Origin of the sequence: Acidovorax sp. Root267, from assembly GCF_001429215.1 — a bacterium.
Taxonomy (GTDB): Bacteria; Pseudomonadota; Gammaproteobacteria; order Burkholderiales; family Burkholderiaceae_C; genus Acidovorax; species Acidovorax radicis.
In genome coordinates, this window is sequence record NZ_LMJC01000003.1 from 77,746 (window position 1) to 92,838 (window position 15,093).

General features: G+C 63.5%; 12 protein-coding genes. 3 read left to right on the forward strand and 9 right to left on the reverse strand.

What is annotated here, in order from left to right:
- The first annotated feature begins 66 nt into the window (after positions 1–66).
- On the forward strand, positions 67–2,292 hold the full coding sequence (locus ASE39_RS05480; protein ID WP_010457881.1) for a bifunctional diguanylate cyclase/phosphodiesterase: 2,226 nt from the start codon (positions 67–69) through the stop codon (positions 2,290–2,292).
- Positions 2,293–2,517: 225 nt separating this feature from the next.
- On the opposite strand, the gene ASE39_RS05485 is transcribed toward ASE39_RS05480, so the two are convergent.
- The 6 genes from ASE39_RS05485 to ASE39_RS05510 all read right to left on the reverse strand — a co-directional run bounded on the left by ASE39_RS05485 (position 2,518) and on the right by ASE39_RS05510 (position 9,371).
- Complete coding sequence (locus tag ASE39_RS05485; protein ID WP_057270490.1) at positions 2,518–3,558, reverse strand: amino acid ABC transporter substrate-binding protein; 1,041 nt, start codon at positions 3,556–3,558, stop codon at positions 2,518–2,520.
- Between the two features lie 25 nt (positions 3,559–3,583).
- Positions 3,584–4,144, reverse strand: coding sequence for a GNAT family N-acetyltransferase (locus ASE39_RS05490; protein ID WP_057270491.1), 561 nt, complete (start codon positions 4,142–4,144; stop codon positions 3,584–3,586).
- Positions 4,145–4,226: 82 nt separating this feature from the next.
- The gene (gene glmM / locus ASE39_RS05495; RefSeq protein ID WP_010457877.1) at positions 4,227–5,561 is read right to left on the reverse strand and encodes a phosphoglucosamine mutase; all 1,335 of its coding nucleotides are present in this window, start codon (positions 5,559–5,561) and stop codon (positions 4,227–4,229) included.
- A 105-nt stretch (positions 5,562–5,666) separates the two neighbouring features.
- A complete protein-coding gene (gene folP / locus ASE39_RS05500) occupies positions 5,667–6,494 on the reverse strand; it encodes a dihydropteroate synthase (RefSeq protein WP_057270492.1) in 828 nt (275 codons plus the stop codon).
- Positions 6,495–6,610: 116 nt separating this feature from the next.
- A complete protein-coding gene (gene ftsH / locus ASE39_RS05505; RefSeq protein ID WP_057270493.1) occupies positions 6,611–8,533 on the reverse strand; it encodes an ATP-dependent zinc metalloprotease FtsH in 1,923 nt (640 codons plus the stop codon).
- Between the two features lie 175 nt (positions 8,534–8,708).
- The gene (locus tag ASE39_RS05510; RefSeq protein WP_010457874.1) at positions 8,709–9,371 is read right to left on the reverse strand and encodes an RlmE family RNA methyltransferase; all 663 of its coding nucleotides are present in this window, start codon (positions 9,369–9,371) and stop codon (positions 8,709–8,711) included.
- Positions 9,372–9,418: 47 nt separating this feature from the next.
- Here ASE39_RS05510 and ASE39_RS05515 point away from each other — a divergent pair, with 47 nt between their 5' ends.
- Complete coding sequence (locus ASE39_RS05515; protein WP_010457873.1) at positions 9,419–9,892, forward strand: YhbY family RNA-binding protein; 474 nt, start codon at positions 9,419–9,421, stop codon at positions 9,890–9,892.
- On the forward strand, positions 9,892–10,668 hold the full coding sequence (locus ASE39_RS05520; RefSeq protein ID WP_057270494.1) for a hypothetical protein: 777 nt from the start codon (positions 9,892–9,894) through the stop codon (positions 10,666–10,668). Before ASE39_RS05515 ends, ASE39_RS05520 begins: the two co-directional genes overlap by 1 nt.
- A 36-nt stretch (positions 10,669–10,704) precedes the next feature.
- Here ASE39_RS05520 and ASE39_RS05525 read toward each other — a convergent pair whose 3' ends face one another.
- The 3 genes from ASE39_RS05525 to carB form a co-directional block, all read right to left on the reverse strand.
- Complete coding sequence (locus tag ASE39_RS05525) at positions 10,705–11,154, reverse strand: DUF4149 domain-containing protein (protein ID WP_057270531.1); 450 nt, start codon at positions 11,152–11,154, stop codon at positions 10,705–10,707.
- A gap of 11 nt (positions 11,155–11,165) precedes the next feature.
- Positions 11,166–11,642 (reverse strand): transcription elongation factor GreA, encoded by a 477-nt coding sequence (gene greA / locus ASE39_RS05530; RefSeq protein WP_010457870.1) that lies wholly within the window; start codon positions 11,640–11,642, stop codon positions 11,166–11,168.
- 181 nt (positions 11,643–11,823) lie between these two features.
- Complete coding sequence (gene carB, locus ASE39_RS05535; protein WP_057270495.1) at positions 11,824–15,090, reverse strand: carbamoyl-phosphate synthase large subunit; 3,267 nt, start codon at positions 15,088–15,090, stop codon at positions 11,824–11,826.
- Positions 15,091–15,093: the final 3 nt, after the last annotated feature.

Sequence of the window (15,093 nt, forward strand, 5' to 3'; positions counted from 1 at the left end):
AGGGAGCACTGCTACACTTTGGTACAAATTACCAAGGCCGCCAGGCCCTACGCCCGTACCGGTCTCATGTTTGCGCCGTTCAGCACTCCAGAATTGCAGCGTCCTGGAGTTGCCACCGACACTCCCCTGCAACGCGCGCTGCGCGAACAACAAACCCTGCTCGACAGCGCAGGCGTGGGCATTGTGTTCCTGCGCCAGCGCAGTGTGGTGCGCTGCAACCAGCGGTACGCCGAGATTTTTGGCTATGCCAGCCCCGAGCGGTTGGTGGGACTCAACACCGAGGCGTTCTACCCCTCGCGCGAGGCGTTTCGCGATCTGGGCCGCACCGCCTACCCCGTGCTGGCCCAGGGCCAGGCATTCCGCGTCGAGCGCCAACTGCGCCGATGCGATGGCAGCTTGTTCTGGGGCAGCCTGACGGGGCGGCTCATCAACCCACAGGACACGACAGAAGGCTCCATCTGGATCCTGGACGACATCGATGAGCAAAAGCGCGCCCAGGCGGCGCTGGGTGCGGCAGTGCGTGAAAAGCAGTTGCTCTTCGACAGCGCGATGGTGGGGATCGCGTTCCTGCGTGACAGGCATCTGACCCGCTGCAACCACCACTTTGAACAGATGCTGGGCTACCAGCCGGGAGAACTGGCAGGCAGCCCCTCGCGCCAGTGGTACGCCAGCGATGCCGCCTGGGAAGAAGTCGGCCGCCGGTGCTATCCGCAGCTGGCCGCAGGCCACTCCTACGAAGGCGAGCTGGAGCTGTGCCGCAAGGACGGGACCCCCGTGATCTGCGAGGTGCGCAGCAAGTCCATCGACCCTGCCGATCCGTCCCAAGGCTCCATCTGGATCACCATGGACATCACGGAGCGCAAGCAGGCGCAGGCCCTGCTTGCCAGCACCCACGAAGACCTGGAAAGGCAAGTGCAGGACCGCACCCGCGAACTGCGCGAAACCGTGGACAACCTGCACCGTGAGATCAACGACCGCAAGGCCGATCAGGAGCGCATCTACTGGCTGGCCCACTACGACGCCCTGACAGGCCTGCCCAACCGCACGCTGCTGGCCGAACGGGCACAGCAGGCCATCCGCGTCGCCCAGGAAGGCAACACGCCGCTGGCCCTGATCTTCCTGGACCTGGACCATTTCAAGCATGTGAACGACTCCCTGGGCCACCGCGTGGGCGATGCGCTGCTGGTGGAGATCGCCAAGAGGCTTCGTGCAGTGGTGCGCGACAAGGACACGGTCTCGCGCCTGGGGGGCGATGAATTCATCCTGCTGCTGCCCGGCGCCAACGCGCACGGCGCCGCCCGCGTGGCCGGCAAACTGCAGGAGGCATCGCGCCAGCACTACCAGATCGACCACCACGAGCTGACCATGGCGCCATCCATGGGCATCGCGCTGTTCCCGCAAGATGGCGCGGACTTCGACACGCTGACCCAATCGGCCGATGTGGCCATGTACCGCGCCAAGCTGGATGGCCGCAACACTTTCAAGTTCTTCACCCCCGAAATGCAGGCGCAGTCGGTGCGCGCGCTGCAGCTCGAAAACGCCCTGCGCCGTGCGCTGGAGCGTAACCAGTTCCACCTGCACTACCAGCCGCAGATGAGCCTGACCAACGGCTCCGTACGCAGCGTGGAAGCGCTGCTGCGCTGGCAGCACCCGCAGCTCGGCGGGGTGTCGCCGGCAGAGTTCATTCCCATTGCCGAAGACAGCGGGCAAATCCTGCAGATTGGGGAATGGGTGCTGCGGACCGCGCTGGCTCAGCTCAAAACCTGGCGCACCAGCGGTTTTCCCAAACTGACGATGGCCGTGAACCTGTCTGCCATCCAGTTTCGCCAGCCCCAGCTGCCAGAGCTGGTGAGCCGCATGCTGGCCGAATTCGATCTGCCGCCCGACTCCCTGGAACTCGAACTGACCGAAGGCGTGGCCGTGGACGACCCGCATGCCGCGGTGGCCACCATGGACCAATTGCACGCGCGCGGCGTGCGCATGTCGATGGACGACTTTGGGACCGGCTACTCATCGCTGAGCCAGCTCAAGCGCTTTCAGATTTTCAAGCTCAAGATCGACCAGTCGTTCGTGCGCGACCTGGGCGATGACGGCAACGACCGCGCCATCGTGAGCGCCATCATCCGCATGGCCCAGGCGCTGGGCATGCGCACCACGGCCGAAGGCGTGGAGACCGAAGGCCAGTTGGCCTACCTGCGTGAGCAAGGCTGCGACGAGGCGCAGGGTTACCACTTCAGCATGCCGCTGTCTGCACCAGAACTGGAAGTTTTCATGCGGCGGCAACTGCATTGAACAACGTTTTCCGACAGGACCGGACCGTGCCGAGACCAATGGCTTCTGCAAGAGCCACGGGAGCCACAGGCAGCCGCATCGGGTGGAACAATTAGATAAAAATGGCCTCTGGCGCTTGATACACAAGCATTGACAGCTATTTATTTAATAGCAAACAAAATTCAAGCCGCCGGAAGACCGAACATCCAGCGCCTCACCGCCCAAGTTGACCCCAACCCACCGAGATCAGCGGATCGGGAAGGCGTACATCAGGCCCTGCTTGTTCCACAGATTGTTGAGACCACGTGGCAGCGCCAGAGGCGACTTCTGACCGACATTGCGCTCAAAGATCTCGCCATAGTTGCCCGTGGTCTTGACAGCGCGCAACAGCCAATCACGGTCCAGCCCAAGCAGCTTTCCGGTGTCTTCCGAGGAGGTCCCCACGATGCGCTGCACCACCGGCTGGGTACTGCTGGCCTTCAGCTGGTCCGCATTGGCCTGCGTCACGCCGTGCTCTTCGGCTTCGATGAGGCCGTAGATCACCCACTTGACCACGGCAAACCACTCGTCGTCACCCCGCCGCACCAAGGGCCCCAGGGGCTCCTTGGAGATCAGTTCCGGCAAGATGGTGTGTGTTGCCGCGCCTTGCGGAACACCACTGCGCAGCGATGCCAGACCCGATGCATCGGTGGTGAACGCGGTGCAGCGGCCTGCCAGATAGGCGGACGTTGCAGCATCCACCTTCTCGAACATCACGGGCTTGATGTCGAGGTCGTTGGCACGGGAATAGTCAGCCAGGTTCTTTTCGGTCGTGGTCCCCGACTGCACACACACGGTCTGCCCCTTGAGCTGGCGGACGTTCTTGATCTTGCTCTTGGCAGGCACGATGAAGCCCTGGCCGTCGTAGTAGGTCACGGCCGTCTGGTGCAGGCCCAGCGATGCGTCACGTGCCAGCGAGAAAGTGGTGTTGCGCGACAGCACATCCACCTCACCGGATTGCAAGGCGGTGAAGCGTTGTGGCACGTCCAGCGGCACATACTTGACCTTCTGGCCATCGCCCAGCACTGCGGCGGCAAGCGCCCTGCAGACATCGACATCGAGGCCTGACCACTTGCCGCTGGAGTCCGCCATCGCAAACCCGGCCAGCCCGGTGTTGACGCCACACACCACCTGCCCGCGCGCCTTGATGCCGTCGAGTGTCTTGCCCGCATGGGCGGCGGGCGCCGCGAGCAACCCCGCCAATGCAGTGGCGCCCACCGCGGCGATCTGGCCTAGAAATGTCTTCATACGGTCTTGTCTCCCGGAAAATGATTCAGAGTGCCGCAGGTGGCGCAGCCTCTGCCCCATCCAGCATCTTCTGCATGAACTGGGCTTGCCCCATGCTGGGGTCGAGCGTGTAAGCGGCAAAGCCTTCCCGTTCATATGCGCGCAGGGCACTGTGGTTGCCTGAAAGCACTTCCAGCGTGAGCTTGCAGGCACCACGCTCGCGCGCCAGTGCCTCCACCGACTGCAGCATGCGCAGGGCAATGCGGTGACCCCGCCAGCCGGGCGCCACCACCACGTCATGCACGTTGACCAGGGGCCGGCACGCAAAGGTCGAAAAACCCTCCAGGCAATTGATCAGGCCCACGGGCACCTCGCCATGCAGCGCCGAGGCGTCAGCCACCCATGCGATCACGCTGAAAGCCTGCGGCCGCTGGCGCAGCGCCTCGGGCAAGCCGCGCTGGACCTCGGCACAGAGCGGAGAGCCGCCACCGGCCACGTCCCGTGCATAGCCGTCGAGCAACTCAACCAACGCCTGGGCTTCCCGGGCGTTGCCATAGTCCACGGAGCGGACGGTGATGGCGGAGGGTGTGTCAGTGTTTGAAGGCATCAATGGTTCGGGGCTGGCGGTAAAGACATCAGCGTAGCGGATCGCACGGCGTGCCCACCGGTTGAGAGAGCCTGCGGAGCCATCAGCCCGCACGGGCCGCGTCGGCCAGCTTCTGCGCACAGGTGCTGGCCTGCTGCGCGTCGCGCGCTTCCACCATCACCCGCAGCAGCGGTTCGGTGCCGCTCGCGCGGATCAACACACGGCCCGATGCGCCCAGCTCCTGCTCAACCGCCTGGGTGGTGTCTGCCAGCAAGCGGTTGGCTTTCCAGTCCTGGCCAGGGGCCAGGCGCACATTCAGCAGCACCTGCGGATAAAGCGTGATGTCGGCCAGCAACTGCGCCAATGTGCGGCCGCTGCGCACACAGGCCTGCAACACCTGCAGTGCGCTCACCAAGCCGTCGCCGGTGGTGTGGCGGTCCAGCGCCAGCAGGTGGCCCGAACCCTCGCCGCCCAGCACCCATTTGTGCCGTGCCAGTTCTTCGAGCACATAGCGGTCGCCCACCTTCGCACGCACAAACTTCACACCCCGGGCCTGAAGCGCCACCTCCACGGCCATGTTGGTCATCAGGGTGCCCACGACGCCCGGCACATGTTCATCGCGGCCCATGCGGTCCGAAGCCATGAGGTACAGAAGCTCGTCGCCGTTGTACAGGCGCCCCGTGGCATCGACGATCTGAAGGCGGTCCGCATCGCCATCGAGCGCAATGCCATAGTCGGCGCGGTTGGCGCGCACGGCCCGCACCAGTGCATCAGGATGGGTGGCCCCTACCTCGTGGTTGATGTTGAGGCCATCGGGCGAGCAGCCGATCGACAACACCTCGGCACCCAGTTCGTGGAAGACCTTGGGCGCCACCTGATAGGCCGCACCGTGTGCCGCATCGACAACGATCTTGAGGCCCTTGAGGGTCAGGTCCTGCGGGAAGGTGCTCTTGCAGAACTCGATGTAGCGGCCAGCGGCATCATCGAGCCGCCGCGCCTTGCCCAGGCTGGCCGAATCGGCCCACACGGGGGGCTCGCCCACAGCGGCCTCTACGGCCTGCTCCCAGGTGTCAGGCAGCTTGGTGCCCTGTGCGCTGAAAAACTTGATGCCATTGTCGGGATAGGCGTTGTGGCTGGCGCTGATGACCACCCCCAGGCTGGCGCGTTGCGCACGGGTCAGGTAGGCCACGCCTGGGGTGGGCAAGGGGCCCAGCAGCACCACGTCCACACCGGCGGAGTTGAAGCCTGACTCCAGCGCACTTTCCAGCATGTAGCCCGAAATGCGGGTGTCCTTGCCGATCAGCACGGTCGGGCGGTCCTCGGTCCTGCGCAGCACACGCCCGACGGCATGGGCAAGGCGCAGAACAAAATCCGGGGTGATCGGTGGCTGCCCGACGGTGCCACGAATCCCATCGGTTCCAAAGTATTGGCGCGTCATGTTCTAGCGTCTCCTCGTATGAATCTCATTGTTTGTTATCCACGGCCAGAGGGTCTGGCATGCGCTCATTCATACAACGCCCCAGACCACCCAAGGCCGAATCCATCAGGCCGCTTGCATCGCGCGCCACACGGCGAGCGCCGCCACCGTTTCGCGGACATCGTGCACGCGCACCACCGAAGCGCCCCGCTCCACGGCCAGCACGGCGGCCGCCACACTCGGCACCATGCGCTGCTCTACCGCCAAGCCCGTCACCGCGCCCAGCGATGACTTGCGGGACCAGCCTGCCAAAAGAGGATAGCCCGCAGCCCGCAACGCCGACTGGTGCGCCAGCAGCGCAAAATTCTGCTCCACCGTCTTGCCAAAACCAATGCCCGGGTCCAGCACAATTCGAGGCTTTTTGACCCCTCGCGCTTGTATATCAAGCGCAGAGCGCTCCAAAAAGTATAGCACCTGCGACACCACATCGCCCTCCATCGGGGCAGCCTGCATGGTCTGGGGATCGCGGTGCATGTGCATGAGACAGACCCCGCATTGCGGGTGCGATGCCACCACCTCCACCGCCCCTGGCTGGCGCAGCGCCCAGATGTCATTGACGATGTCGGCGCCCAGGTCCAGCACCGCGCGCATGACCTCGGGCTTGTAGGTGTCGATGGAAATGGGCACCCCCAGGGACACCGCGCCCTCCACCAGCGGCACCACACGCGCCAGCTCTTCGTCCAGAGGCACCGCCGGGCTGCCCGGGCGCGTGGACTCCCCGCCAATGTCCAGAATGTGCGCGCCGTCGCGCAGCAACTGCTCGCAATGCCGCAGGGCCGCCGCAGTAGAGCCATGGCTCCCGCCGTCGGAGAACGAGTCCGGTGTGACATTGACGATGCCCATCACACGGGGCTCTGTCAGGTCAATGGAGAAACGGGAGGTCTGCCAGATCATGGGAGCATCGAGAAAAGGTCACGGGCGCCTTCCTTTTGAAGATCAGGAAGCAGCACAACACCGGCCATGAAAAACGGGGCACAAGGCCCCGTTTCAACGAATGGACCGGCCAGCACTCAGGCGGCCGATGGCGCGGTGTCCGTCGTCACCGCAGGCGTGCCACCGCTGGAATTGTCACCGCCCGATGAGGGAGGCGTGCGTGGCGTCCAATCCTTCGGAGGACGGGGCTCCTTGCCAGCCATGATGTCGTCCAACTGCTCGGTATCGATGGTTTCCCATTCGAGCAAGGCCTTGGCCATGGCGTGCATCTTGTCGCTGTTCTCCTCGATCAGGCGGCGGGCCAGGTTGTACTGCTCGTCGATGATGCGACGCACTTCCATGTCCACCTTTTCCATGGTCTGCTCGCTCATGGTGGTGGTCTTGGTCACCGAACGGCCCAGGAACACTTCGCCTTCGTTTTCTGCATAGACCATGGGGCCCAGCGCATCCGTCATGCCGTAGCGGGTGACCATGTCGCGCGCAATGTGCGTGGCACGCTCGAAGTCGTTGCTGGCGCCGGTGGTCATCTGGTTCATGAACACTTCTTCGGCAATACGGCCACCAAACAGCATGCTGATCTGGTTGAGCATGTACTCACGGTCGTAGCTGTAGCGGTCTTGTGCAGGCAGGCTCATCGTCACGCCCAGGGCGCGGCCGCGAGGGATGATGGTGACCTTGTGCACCGGGTCGCACTTGGGCAACAGCTTGCCGATCAGCGCGTGGCCGGACTCGTGGTAGGCCGTATTGCGGCGCTCTTCCTCGGGCATGACCATGCTCTTGCGTTCCGGGCCCATCAGGATCTTGTCCTTGGCCTTCTCGAAGTCCTGCATTTCCACGGTGCGCGCGTTGCGACGCGCAGCCATCAGGGCCGCTTCGTTGCACAGGTTGGCCAAGTCGGCACCGCTCATGCCGGGCGTGCCGCGGGCGATGATGTTCGGGGCCACATCCTGGCCGATCGGGATCTTGCGCATGTGCACGTTCAGGATCTGCTCGCGGCCGCGGATATCGGGCAGCGTCACATAGACCTGACGGTCGAAACGGCCGGGGCGCAGCAGCGCAGCGTCCAGGATGTCGGGGCGGTTGGTTGCAGCCACCACGATCACACCCAGGTTGGTTTCGAAGCCGTCCATCTCGACCAGCATCTGGTTCAAGGTCTGTTCGCGCTCGTCGTTGCCACCGCCCAGGCCTGCGCCACGCTGGCGGCCCACGGCGTCGATTTCATCGATGAAGATGATGCAAGGGGCGTTCTTCTTGGCGTTGTCGAACATGTCGCGCACGCGGGCTGCGCCCACGCCGACGAACATTTCCACGAAGTCCGAGCCCGAGATACTGAAGAACGGCACCTTGGCTTCGCCCGCAATGGACTTGGCCAGCAGGGTCTTGCCGGTGCCGGGAGGGCCGACCAGCAGCAGGCCGCGGGGGATGCGTCCGCCCAGCTTCTGGAATTTTTGCGGGTCCTTCAGGAAGTCGACAACTTCCTTGACCTCTTCCTTGGCTTCGTCGCAACCGGCCACGTCCGCGAACGTGACCTGGTTGTTGTTCTCGTCGAGCATCCGCGCCTTGCTCTTGCCGAAGCTGAAGGCACCGCCCTTGCCGCCGCCCTGCATCTGGCGCATGAAGTACACCCACACGCCGATCAGCAGCAGCATGGGGCCCCAGCTGACCAGCAGGGTCATGAGCAGGGAGCCTTCTTCGCGGGGCTTCACATCGAACTTGACGTTGTTGTTGATGAGGTCGCCCACGAGGCCACGGTCGAGGTAGGTGGCCGTCGTGCGGATCTTGCGGTCATCATTGGTGACGGCCACGATCTCGGTGCCGCCCTGGCCTTCCTGGATGGTCGCGCTCTTGATGCGGTTGCTGCGGACTTCCTCCAGGAATTCCGAGTAGCCGACGTGGCCTGCGCTGGCGCCAGAACGGGTGTCAAACTGTTTGAACACCGTGAACAGCACCATGGCAATAACGAGCCACACGGCAATTTTTGAAAACCACTGATTGTTCAAGCGGGGCTCCAGTTGCGGAAAACAGAAAACGGACACGCTGCCGTCATGGCACGCATGTGCGGCCCATTTTAGGTGTTTCAAGCCATCCGGCCATCCCTATTCCCCCTAGCGGCCATGGAAACAGCACGGGCTTTGGGGTCGGATTTCACAGATTCTTGACTTGAGGCAAGTCCCTTCAGGGGGCCTTCTTGAGGCCCATGCCCACCAAAAAGGTTTCGGACGATTTATCGCGCGAGGCCTTGGGCTTCAACGGTTTGACCACTTTGAAGGTCTGCTTGAACAGCGTGACGAGATCACTGTAACCGCTGCCGTGAAAAAGCTTGACGACGAGGGCCCCATCCGGTTTCAAATGGTTGCAAGCAAACTCCACGGCCAGCTCGACCAGGTGGGCAATGCGCGCCGCATCGGCCGATTCGATACCGGACAGATTGGGGGCCATGTCCGAAACCACCACATCCACCACCTTGCCGTCGAGCGCTGCCTCCAGCCGCCCCAGCACGTCGGCCTCTCGAAAATCTCCGTTGATATAGGTGACGCCCTCGATGGGTTCCATGGGCAGGAGGTCCAGCGCAATGATGGTGCCATTGAGCTGGCCCGCTGCAGCCCCAGCCGGCGACATGCGCCTGCGCAGGTACTGGCTCCAGGCGCCAGGCGTGGAGCCCAGGTCCACCACGGTATACCCAGGCTTGATGAGACCCAGTTGTTCGTCGATTTCCTTGAGCTTGTAGGCTGCGCGGGCCCGAAAACCCTCTTTGTGGGCCAACTTGACATAGGTGTCGTTGACATGGTCATTCAACCACGCCTTGTTGACCTTCTTGCTTTGGGTTTTGACTTTCATACAGCTCCATTGTCTCTCGACAATCCGCACCGCCGATAATACGGCCCATGCCCCAAATTCAACTGACTCCCGCCGAGCGCCGGGAACAACGCGCCAACGCCCACCACCTGGACCCCGTCGTCCTGATCGGCGGCGATGGCCTGACGCCTGCCGTCCAGAAGGAAATCGACGCTGCCCTGAATGCCCACGGGCTGATCAAGGTGCGTGTTTTCAACGACGACCGCGTGGCCCGGGAACTGATGTACCAGCAGCTCACCGCAGAACTCAACGCTGCACCGATTCAGCACATCGGCAAGCTGCTGGTGCTCTGGCGCCCTCAGCCGGTCAAGGAGCGCACGGTCGATGAAGACCGCATGCCCGGCCCGCGCGACGTCAAGGTCCTGAAATACAGCAAGCGCGGCGGCCAGCGCCCCGAGATCAAGCAACTGCGCGTGCTGGGCAACCAGCGCCTCACTTCGGGTGGGCAGATCAAGCGCGCCAAGCCCAAACAAAAATCCATCAAGAAGCGCCAGGCGGACTGATGAGCCCTGAAGCAGTCCCTGCAACCTTTGCAGCACCTGCCGGCACGGCGCCCGCCCGCCACATCCTCTGCATGAAATGGGGCACGAAATACGGCCCCGAATACGTCAACCGGCTTTACGCCATGGTGCGCCGGCACCTGAGCGGGGACTTTCACTTTGTCTGCCTGACCGATGACAGCGCCGGTATCCGCAGCGAGGTGCAATGCCTGCCCATCCCGGCGCTCGATCTGCCGCCGGGCATTCCCGAACGGGGCTGGACCAAGCTGGTCACTTTCAGCAAGGACCTGCACGGACTCCGGGGCACGGCCTTGTTCCTGGATGTAGACGTGGTCATCACCGGCCGCCTGGACGATTTCTTTACCAGGCCGGGCGAGTTTCTGATCATCCACGACTACAAGCGCCCCTGGCGCGTCACGGGCAATTCATCGGTCTACCGGTTTGAACTCGGGGCGCACCCAGACGTGCTGGAGCACTTTCGCGCGCATTTCGCAGAAATCCGCGAACAGTTCCGCAACGAACAGGCTTATCTCTCGGATTTTCTGCATCGGCAAGGCAAGTTGCAGTACTGGCCCGAAGCGTGGTGCCCGAGTTTTAAATACCACGGCATACCGACTTGGCCGAGCAACTACTGGCGCGCCCCGTTCGTGCCAGCCGGTGCGCGCATCGTGATTTTTCATGGGGAGTGCAATCCGCCCGATGCACTGGCCGGGCGGCGCAACCGGCGGTTTCGCTACATCCGACCCGCGACCTGGGTAGCAGAGCATTGGCGCGAATAGGTGACCCTACCTCGGACTGAGAGCCCAGGCCACGACTCAAGCGCTGTCTGGCCCACTGGCGGCAGATGAAGGCTTCAGATCGTGGCGCAGCGTGTGCCACAGCACGGCCAATGCGCAGCACCACTGAAGCACATACATCACCGTCCCCACGCTGTGCCACAGGCGCAGATCCTGCCGCGCCACAATGCGCGGTGCTACGCCAAACTGCGTGAGCAGCGCCAGCAGCAGACCGCCAAGTATGAAAACCATAGCAGCTTGCGCCCATGGATACTGCGCTACGGCCTGTTTTGGCCTTGAAACCAGCAGCAAAACCAGGCAACAAGCCACCGCCACCCACGTCTGCGCCGCGAACAGCTTGGCCGCCATGTTGCCCGCCACCATGGGCGACGGAAGGTGGGCAAACAGCATCGGAACCACCAGAAACCCAATGGTGGTCAGGCTGCCCCACCAGAGGGCAGCCACCAAAGCGGGGAGGCGATGGAGCATGCCGCGCCTGTTCACTGGTAGCTGACCGCCACCACTTCGTAGCGACGAACGCCGCCGGGCGCCTGCACTTCGGCAGTGTCGCCCTCCTCTTTGCCGATCAGTGCCCGGGCAATGGGGCTGGAGATATTGATCAGGCCGAGCTTCAAATCTGCCTCGTCTTCGCCCACGATCTGGTACTTCACCATATCGCCAGACTCTTCGTCCTCCAGTTCGACCGTGGCGCCGAAAACGACCTTGCCACCGCCGTCCACGCCGCTCGGATCAATCACCTGGGCCACCGAGAGTTTGCCCTCGATCTCCTGAATACGGCCCTCGATAAAGCCCTGGCGGTCCTTGGCAGCGTCGTAGTCGGCGTTTTCGCTGAGGTCGCCTTGAGCGCGCGCTTCGGCAATAGCCGTGATCACGCCCGGGCGCTCGACGGTCTTGAGGCGGTGCAGCTCTTCCTTGAGCTTTTCAGCGCCGCGCTTGGTAATCGGAATGGTGGCCATCGTGTTGCGTCTCCAAAAGTCAAAACGGTGAAAGCGCCAAGAGCACTTCCACCGGTCAGTCACCACGTCACGCCCGGGCTGCGCAGGGCGATACAAATGGCAAGTCTACAAAAGGAAACCGCCGCACGTTGCCGCGCGGCGGTGTCTGTTCAGGCGAAGATTATGCCGCTTTTGCCGGGGCTCAGGCGGCCAGTTGGGCGTGCAGCTCCTGCACCGAATAGACGTCGAGCTTGTCCAGGTACTTCATACCTTCCACCGCCGCCTCGGCGCCAAAGATGGTGGTGAAGGTGGTCACGCGGGCCAGCAGCGACGAGGTACGGATGGCACGCGAATCGGCAATCGCATTGCGGCGCTCTTCCACGGTATTGATGACCATGACAATTTCGTTGTTCTTGATCATGTCCACGATGTGCGGGCGGCCTTCGGTGACCTTGTTGACCACCTTGACCGGCACACCAGCTGCCTCAATGGCAGCCGCCGTGCCCTTGGTGGCCACGAGCTCGAAGCCCAGGGCGACGAGCTGGCGTGCGATGTCGACAGCGCGCGGCTTGTCCGCGTTCTTCACGGTCAGGAACACCTTGCCCGACGTGGGCAGCTTGGTGCCCGCGCCGAGCTGGCTCTTCACGAAGGCTTCGCCGAAGGTCTTGCCCACGCCCATGACTTCGCCAGTGGACTTCATCTCGGGGCCGAGAATGGTGTCCACGCCCGGGAACTTCACGAAGGGGAACACGGCCTCCTTCACACTGAAGTACGGGGGTGTCACTTCCTTGGTGATGCCCTGCGACGCCAGCGTCTGGCCGGCCATGCAGCGCGCGGCCACCTTGGCCAGCTGGATGCCCGTGGCCTTGCTCACGAAGGGCACCGTGCGCGAGGCGCGCGGGTTCACTTCGAGCACGTAGATCACGTCCTTGCCGTCCACTTCCTGGATGGCGAACTGCACATTCATCAGGCCGACCACGCTCAGGCCTTGGGCCATGGCGGCGGTCTGGCGCTTGATCTCGTCGATGGTCGGCTGCGACAGGTAGTACGGTGGCAGCGAGCAAGCGGAGTCGCCGCTGTGCACGCCCGCCTGCTCGATGTGCTCCATCACGCCACCGATGAAGGTGACGCCCGCAGAGTCGCGCACGCAGTCCACATCGCACTCGATGGCGTTGGAGAGGAAGCGGTCCAGCAGCACGGGCGAGTCGTTGCTCACCTTGACGGCTTCGCGCATGTAGCGCTCCAGGTCACGCTGCTCGTGCACGATTTCCATCGCGCGGCCGCCCAGCACGTAGCTGGGGCGCACCACCAGGGGGTAGCCCAGGGCGGCGGCCTTTTCCAGGGCCTCGGGTTCGGTGCGCGCAGTCGCGTTGGGCGGCTGGCGCAGGCCGAGCTCGCCCAGCAGCTTTTGAAAGCGCTCGCGGTCTTCGGCGGCATCGATCATGTCGGGGCTGGTACCGATGATGGGCACGCCAGCGGCTTCGAGGCCGAGGGCCAGCTTCAGGGGCGTCTGGCCGCCGTACTGCACGATCACGCCGACCGGCTTTTCCTTGTCCACGATCTCCAGCACGTCCTCGAGCGTCACAGGCTCGAAGTACAGGCGGTCAGAGGTGTCGTAGTCGGTGGAGACGGTCTCGGGGTTGCAGTTGACCATGATGGTCTCGTAGCCGTCCTCGCGCATCGCCAGCGCCGCGTGCACGCAGCAGTAGTCGAACTCGATGCCCTGGCCGATACGGTTCGGGCCACCGCCCAGCACCATGATCTTCTTGTTGTTGGTGGGCTCCGACTCGCATTCCGCGACGCCGCCGTGCGTAGCGGCCTCATACGTGGAGTACAGGTACGCCGTGTTGGTGGCGAACTCGGCCGCGCAGGTGTCCACGCGCTTGTACACCGGGCGCACCTTCAGTGCGTGGCGTGCTTCGCGCACGGCCTTTTCGGTGGTCTTGAGCAGCTTGGCCAGACGGCGGTCGGAGAAGCCCTTCTGCTTGAGCGTGAACAGCGTGCCCGCGTCGAGCGCAGCCAGGGCGCCCTCGCCTTTGTCGGCCACCAGCTTGTCGATGTCGAGCTCGATCTTCACGATCTGCTCGATCTGCACCAGGAACCACTTGTCGATCTTGGTGAGGTCGAACACTTCGTCGACCGACAAACCCATGGCGAACGCGTCGCCCACGTACCAGATGCGCTCGGGGCCGGGCTCGCCCAGTTCCTTTTCGAGCACTTCACGGTCCTGGGTCTTCTCGTTCATGCCGTCCACGCCCACTTCCAGGCCGCGCAGGGCCTTCTGGAAGGATTCCTGGAAGGTACGGCCCATGGCCATGACCTCGCCCACGGACTTCATCTGCGTGGTCAGGCGGCTGTCGGCCGTGGGGAATTTCTCGAACGCGAAACGCGGGATCTTGGTGACCACGTAGTCGATGGAAGGCTCGAACGATGCGGGCGTGATGCCGCCCGTGATCTCGTTGCGCAGCTCATCGAGCGTGTAGCCCACGGCCAGCTTGGCGGCAACCTTGGCGATCGGGAAACCCGTGGCCTTGGAGGCCAGCGCCGAGGAACGCGAGACGCGCGGGTTCATCTCGATCACGACCATGCGGCCGTCTTGCGGATTGATCGAGAACTGCACGTTGGAGCCGCCCGTGTCCACGCCGATCTCGCGCAGCACTGCCAGCGAGGCATTGCGCAGGATCTGGTATTCCTTGTCGGTCAGCGTCTGCGCGGGGGCCACGGTGATCGAGTCGCCGGTGTGCACGCCCATGGGGTCGAGGTTCTCGATGGAGCAGATGATGATGCAGTTGTCCGCCTTGTCGCGCACTACTTCCATCTCGTACTCTTTCCAGCCAAGCAGCGACTCTTCGATCAGCAGCTCGTTGGTGGGCGAGGCTTCCAGGCCGCGCTTGCAGATGGTCTCGAACTCTTCGGGGTTGTAGGCGATGCCGCCGCCCGTGCCGCCCAGCGTGAAGCTGGGGCGGATCACGGTGGGAAAGCCCACGCTCTTTTGCACAGCCCAGGCTTCGTCCATGCTGTGGGCGATGCCCGAGCGCGCGGAGCCCAGACCGATCTTGGTCATAGCGTCCTTGAACTTCAGGCGGTCTTCGGCCTTGTCGATGGCCTCGGGCGTGGCGCCGATGAGCTCGACCTTGTACTTGTCGAGCACGCCGTTATGCCACAGGTCCAGTGCGCAGTTGAGCGCGGTCTGGCCACCCATGGTGGGCAGGATGGCATCGGGGCGTTCCTTGGCGATGATCTTCTCGACCGTCTGCCAGGTGATGGGCTCGATGTAGGTCACGTCGGCCGTGGCCGGGTCGGTCATGATCGTCGCGGGGTTGCTGTTGATCAGGATGACCTTGTAGCCCTCTTCGCGCAGCGCCTTGCAGGCCTGTACGCCGGAGTAGTCGAATTCGCAGGCCTGGCCGATGATGATCGGGCCAGCGCCGATGATGAGAATGCTTTGGATGTCTGTGCGTTTTGGCATGGT

Bases quoted from the DNA above. Each gene is read 5' to 3' on its own strand.
- ASE39_RS05480 (WP_010457881.1), top strand. From the start codon at position 67: ATGTTTGCGCCGTTCAGCACTCCAGAATTGCAGCGTCCTGGAGTTGCC.
- ASE39_RS05485 (WP_057270490.1), bottom strand. From the start codon at position 3,558: ATGAAGACATTTCTAGGCCAGATCGCCGCGGTGGGCGCCACTGCATTG.
- ASE39_RS05490 (WP_057270491.1), bottom strand. From the start codon at position 4,144: ATGCCTTCAAACACTGACACACCCTCCGCCATCACCGTCCGCTCCGTG.
- glmM (WP_010457877.1), bottom strand. From the start codon at position 5,561: ATGACGCGCCAATACTTTGGAACCGATGGGATTCGTGGCACCGTCGGG.
- folP (WP_057270492.1), bottom strand. From the start codon at position 6,494: ATGATCTGGCAGACCTCCCGTTTCTCCATTGACCTGACAGAGCCCCGT.
- ASE39_RS05510 (WP_010457874.1), bottom strand. From the start codon at position 9,371: ATGAAAGTCAAAACCCAAAGCAAGAAGGTCAACAAGGCGTGGTTGAAT.
- ASE39_RS05515 (WP_010457873.1), top strand. From the start codon at position 9,419: ATGCCCCAAATTCAACTGACTCCCGCCGAGCGCCGGGAACAACGCGCC.
- ASE39_RS05520 (WP_057270494.1), top strand. From the start codon at position 9,892: ATGAGCCCTGAAGCAGTCCCTGCAACCTTTGCAGCACCTGCCGGCACG.
- ASE39_RS05525 (WP_057270531.1), bottom strand. From the start codon at position 11,154: ATGCTCCATCGCCTCCCCGCTTTGGTGGCTGCCCTCTGGTGGGGCAGC.
- greA (WP_010457870.1), bottom strand. From the start codon at position 11,642: ATGGCCACCATTCCGATTACCAAGCGCGGCGCTGAAAAGCTCAAGGAA.
- carB (WP_057270495.1), bottom strand. From the start codon at position 15,090: ATGCCAAAACGCACAGACATCCAAAGCATTCTCATCATCGGCGCTGGC.